This is a genomic window from Arthrobacter sp. JCM 19049, assembly GCF_001310435.1.
This window is the reverse complement of the sequence record NZ_BAXF01000166.1, coordinates 1-4,311: the sequence shown is the minus strand read 5'-3', so window position 1 is coordinate 4,311 and position 4,311 is coordinate 1. Positions and strand designations below refer to the sequence as shown.

The following is a 4,311-nucleotide window of genomic DNA, read 5'->3' as shown; positions in this document are numbered from 1 at the left end:
AGCCGCTGGAGGATCTGCTCGGGCGCGTACCCGCTGATGAACAGCTCAGGCGTCAGCAGCAGGTCGGCCTCGGCCTTGGCGGCCTGCTCGGCCGCATGGGCGATCAGGGAAATGTTCGCGTCCCCATCCAGCACGGTCGCGGTGTCTTGCAGCATTGCCAGTCGCATGGTGATGTCCACTTCCTCGTCAGTACTACTTCAAGGCTAGGGTCGTTACCGATGCCGCCGAGTTTAAAAAGTCCCAGCTTCCCGGGGGCGCAGGATGTTTTGCACCAGCCATGGCTGGATTCGCTGGGAGCCCGGACGGTCAGGCCGACCCGGAACCCGGCAGCTGGTGCAGGATGTCGGGGCCACTGAATGGTTGCGCATCCGCCTTAACGAGTGGAGGCACCAGCATGGCTGGTGCCTCCAGTGGTTCAGCGCGCCGGGACTACTTGGTCAGCAGTTCCAAAGCAGCGTTCAGGGTCTTGCTCGGACGCATGACCGCGGTGGTCTTGGCCTCGTCCGGACGGTAGTAGCCGCCCAGTTCAACACTGTGGCCCTGGACCTCGGCCAGCTCGCTGAGGATGGTTTCCTCATCGTTGGACAGTGCCTTGGCCACGTCGGCGAAGGCGGCCGCCAATTCGGCGTCCTTGTCCTGCTTGGCCAGCTCCTCGGCCCAGAACTTGGCCAGGTAGAAGTGGCTGCCGCGGTTGTCCAGCTCGCCCACCTTGCGCTTGGGCGACTTGTTTTCCAGCAGGAAGGTACCGGTCGCGGCGTCCAGCGTGTCGGCCAGCACCTGGGCGCGGGCGTGTCGTAGTTGCTGGCCAGGTGCTCGAAGGAAGCGGCCAGGGCCAGGAACTCACCCAGCGAGTCCCACCGCAGGTGGTTCTCGTTCACCAGCTGCTGCACGTGCTTCGGGGCCGAGCCACCGGCACCGGTCTCGAACAGGCCGCCGCCGGCCAGCAGCGGAACGATCGAGAGCATCTTGGCGCTGGTGCCCAGCTCCAGGATCGGGAACAGGTCGGTGAGGTAGTCGCGCAGCACGTTGCCGGTCACCGAGATGGTGTCCTCGCCCTTGCGGATGCGCTCAATCGAGTACTTGGTGGCCTCGATCGGCGAGAGGATCTTGATGGTCAGGCCCTCGGTGTCGTGCTCCTTGAGGTATTCGTTGACCTTCTTGATCAGCACCGCGTCGTGGGCGCGGTTCTCATCCAGCCAGAACACCGCCGGGGTCTGGGAGGCGCGGGCGCGGTTGACGGCCAGCTTCACCCAGTCGCGGATGGCAACGTCCTTGGTCTGGCAGGCACGCCAGATATCGCCGGTGAAGACCTGGTGCTCGATCAGTACGGTGCCGAACTCGTCCAGCACCTGGACGTGGCCGTTGCCGGTCATCTCGAAGGTCTTGTCGTGCGAGCCGTATTCCTCGGCCTTCTGGGCCATCAGGCCCACGTTCGGCACGGTGCCCATGGTGGTCGGGTCGTAGGCGCCGTTGGCGCGGCAGTCTTCGATCACGGCCTGGTAGACGCCGGAGTAGGAGGAGTCAGGCAGCACGGCCAGGGTTTCGGCTTCCTCGCCGTCCGGGCCCCACATCTTTCCGCCCAGGCGGATCATGGCCGGCATCGAGGCGTCGACGATCACATCGGAGGGCACGTGCAGGTTCGTGATCCCCTTGTCCGAATCCACCATGGCCAACTTCGGGCCCTCTTCCAGGCCCTTGGCGATCAGCTTCTCCACGCCCTCGCGGACCTCGTCGGTCAGCTCGTCCAGCCCGCCGAGGATGGCGGCCAGGCCGTTGTTCGGGTTCAGCCCGGCGGCTTCCAGCTGCTCGCCGTAGGTGTCGAACAGCTCAGAGAAGTAGGCCTTGACGACATGGCCGAAGATGATCGGGTCGGAGACCTTCATCATGGTGGCCTTCAGGTGGGCGGAGAACAGCACGTCATCGCGCTTGGCGCGGGCCACGGCGTCCTTGAGGAACTCGTCCAGGGCCGCCACGTGCATGACGGTGCCGTCGATGACCTCGCCGGCCAGCACCTTGAACGGCTTCTTCAGGATCTTGACTTCACCGTCTTCGGCGACAAAGCGGATCGAGATGCTCTTGTCCTTGTCGATGACCACGGACTTCTCGTTCGAGGCGAAGTCATCGGCACCCATGGTGGCGACATTGGTCTTCGAGTCGGAGGACCAGGCACCCATCGAGTGCGGGTTCTTGCGGGCGTAGTTCTTCACACTCAGTGGCGCGCGGCGGTCCGAGTTGCCTTCACGCAGCACCGGGTTCACGGCCGAACCTTGATCTTGTCGTAGCGGGCGCGGATGTCGGTTTCCTCATCCGAGCTCGGGTTGTCCGGGTAATCGGGCAGGGCGTAGCGGCGGCCTGCAGTTCGGCGATCGCGGCCTTCAGCTGCGGGATCGACGCGGAGATGTTCGGCAGCTTGATGATGTTGGCCTCGGGGGTCTTGGCCAGGTCACCCAGCTCGGCCAGGGCATCGGCGATGCGCTGTTCCTCGGTCAGGTAGTCCGGGAAGCTGGCGATGATGCGGCCGGCCAGCGAGATGTCGCGGGTTTCCAGCTCCACCCCGGCGGTCGAAGCGTAGGCCTCGACGATCGGCAGGAACGAGTGGGTCGCCAGCATCGGCGCTTCATCGGTGTGGGTGTAGATAATCTTGGCCATAGGTGTGGCGTCTCCCTGATCGTCGTGCGGAAGCGGGGTTAACCGCCCTAAACTCAACGTTCCCAACTTACCTGATTTCGGGCTCCACGACACGTTTTGTGGCCTAGCTATCCCTGCGAACTGCCTTGATTTTGCGCTGAAATGTCGGGCTTGGCGGCCACAGATCGGCATCCCCGCGTTAAGTTAAGGTCTCGTAACTCAAACCGGTTTTCCGCAAACCCCGCCATGGGAGGGGCATAACAGCAATCCACACACCCCCGGGCTCGCACCGGGGAACCCCGGGGGCCGAGCGCGCATCCAGATTGTTGAACAATCCCGTCATTTGCTGCATGGTTAAGGTCGGAGGCAAGTAGAGACGGGGATCACAGTGCAATACATCGACCTGAATTCCGATGTGGGCGAATCGTATGGAAGCTGGAGCATGGGAGATGACACCGCGATCTTCCAATCCGTCTCCTCGGCCAACGTGGCCTGCGGATTCCATGCCGGTGACCCGCGCACCATCGCCCACACCTGCCGCGAGGCGGCGAAGGCGGGCATCACCATCGGGCTCATGTCGGGTACCACGACCTGGCCGGGTTCGGCCGCCGTTTCATTGAGGTTCCGGGCAACGAACTGGCAGATGACTTGCTCTACCAGCTGGGGGCGATGGATGCCATGGCTCGGGCTGCCGGCAGCGAAGTCAAGTACGTTAAACCGCATGGCGCCTTGTACAACGCCATCGTGCACCATGAAGAGCACGCCCAGGCGGTGATTGACGCGATACGGGCCTTCGGACGCGACCTTCCCGTGCTCCTGCTTCCCGGGTCGATCGCCCTGGACAAGGCCGAACGTTCTGGGTTGCGGGCGGTCAGCGAGGCCTTTGCCGACCGCAGCTACAACCCGGACGGAACCTTGGTTTCGCGTACGGATCCCGCTGCGTCCTGCATGACCCCCAACGCATCACCCAGAACATGATTCGCCTGGCCAGCGAAGGCACCATCCGGGCCATCGATGGCACCATCATCCGCACTTCCGCTGAGAGCATCTGTGTTCACGGGGATACGGCCGGAGCCGTGGCGGTGGCCGCCGCGGTGCGTGCCGGGCTGGAGTCCTCGGGGATAGACATCAAGAGCTTCGCATGACGATTGATGCCGTCCACTTTGCCGGCACCCGAGCGGTGCTCGTGGAGCTGTCCGATGCCGCGTCCGCGATGGCGCTGACCGCCTGGTTGGAATCCCATCCCCTGCCAGGACAGCAGGATGTGCAAACCGGTGCGCGCACGGTGCTGCTCAGGACCGACTGCCTGCCCAATGCCGACTACGCGTACCGGCTCATTCCCACGCTGCATCTTGATCTGGACCGCCGGCACGAAGGCGAGCTCATCACGGTGAACGTCAGTTACGACGGGCCGGACCTGCACGCGGTGGCCGAGCTGCTCGGCCTGAGCACCGAAGCGCTGATCGAACTGCACAGTTCACGACGATGGGCTGCCGCATTTACCGGCTTTGCCCCGGGGTTCGCTACCTGCAGTCCGAGGGCACGCCCCTGGAGGTTCCACGTCGCAGCACGCCTCGAACCACGGTGCCCGCCGGCGCGGTTGCCTGGGCGGGAAGTACTCGGCCATCTACCCCGCGGCGTCCCCCGGCGGCTGGCAGCTGCTCGGGCATACCGACACCCGCA

1 protein-coding gene and 3 pseudogenes are annotated in these 4,311 nt (G+C 64.3%); 2 read left to right on the top strand and 2 right to left on the bottom strand.

Annotation, left to right across the window (positions count from 1 at the left end; translation table 11 throughout):
• Together JCM19049_RS23345 and JCM19049_RS08665 are read right to left on the bottom strand one after the other, a co-directional pair.
• A partial coding sequence (locus JCM19049_RS23345) for a nitrilase-related carbon-nitrogen hydrolase (RefSeq protein ID WP_374700267.1) occupies positions 1 to 155 on the bottom strand: 155 nt, incomplete at its 3' end.
• A gap of 274 nt (positions 156 to 429) precedes the next feature.
• A pseudogene (locus tag JCM19049_RS08665) lies at positions 430 to 2,649 on the bottom strand (NADP-dependent isocitrate dehydrogenase).
• Positions 2,650 to 3,070: 421 nt separating this feature from the next.
• Between JCM19049_RS08665 and JCM19049_RS08660 the strand changes: the two are divergent.
• Together JCM19049_RS08660 and JCM19049_RS08655 are read left to right on the top strand one after the other, a co-directional pair.
• Positions 3,071 to 3,773 (top strand): annotated as a pseudogene (locus JCM19049_RS08660) (LamB/YcsF family protein).
• Positions 3,770 to 4,311 (top strand): annotated as a pseudogene (locus tag JCM19049_RS08655) (carboxyltransferase domain-containing protein); the annotation flags it as partial. The pseudogenes JCM19049_RS08660 and JCM19049_RS08655, both read left to right, overlap by 4 nt.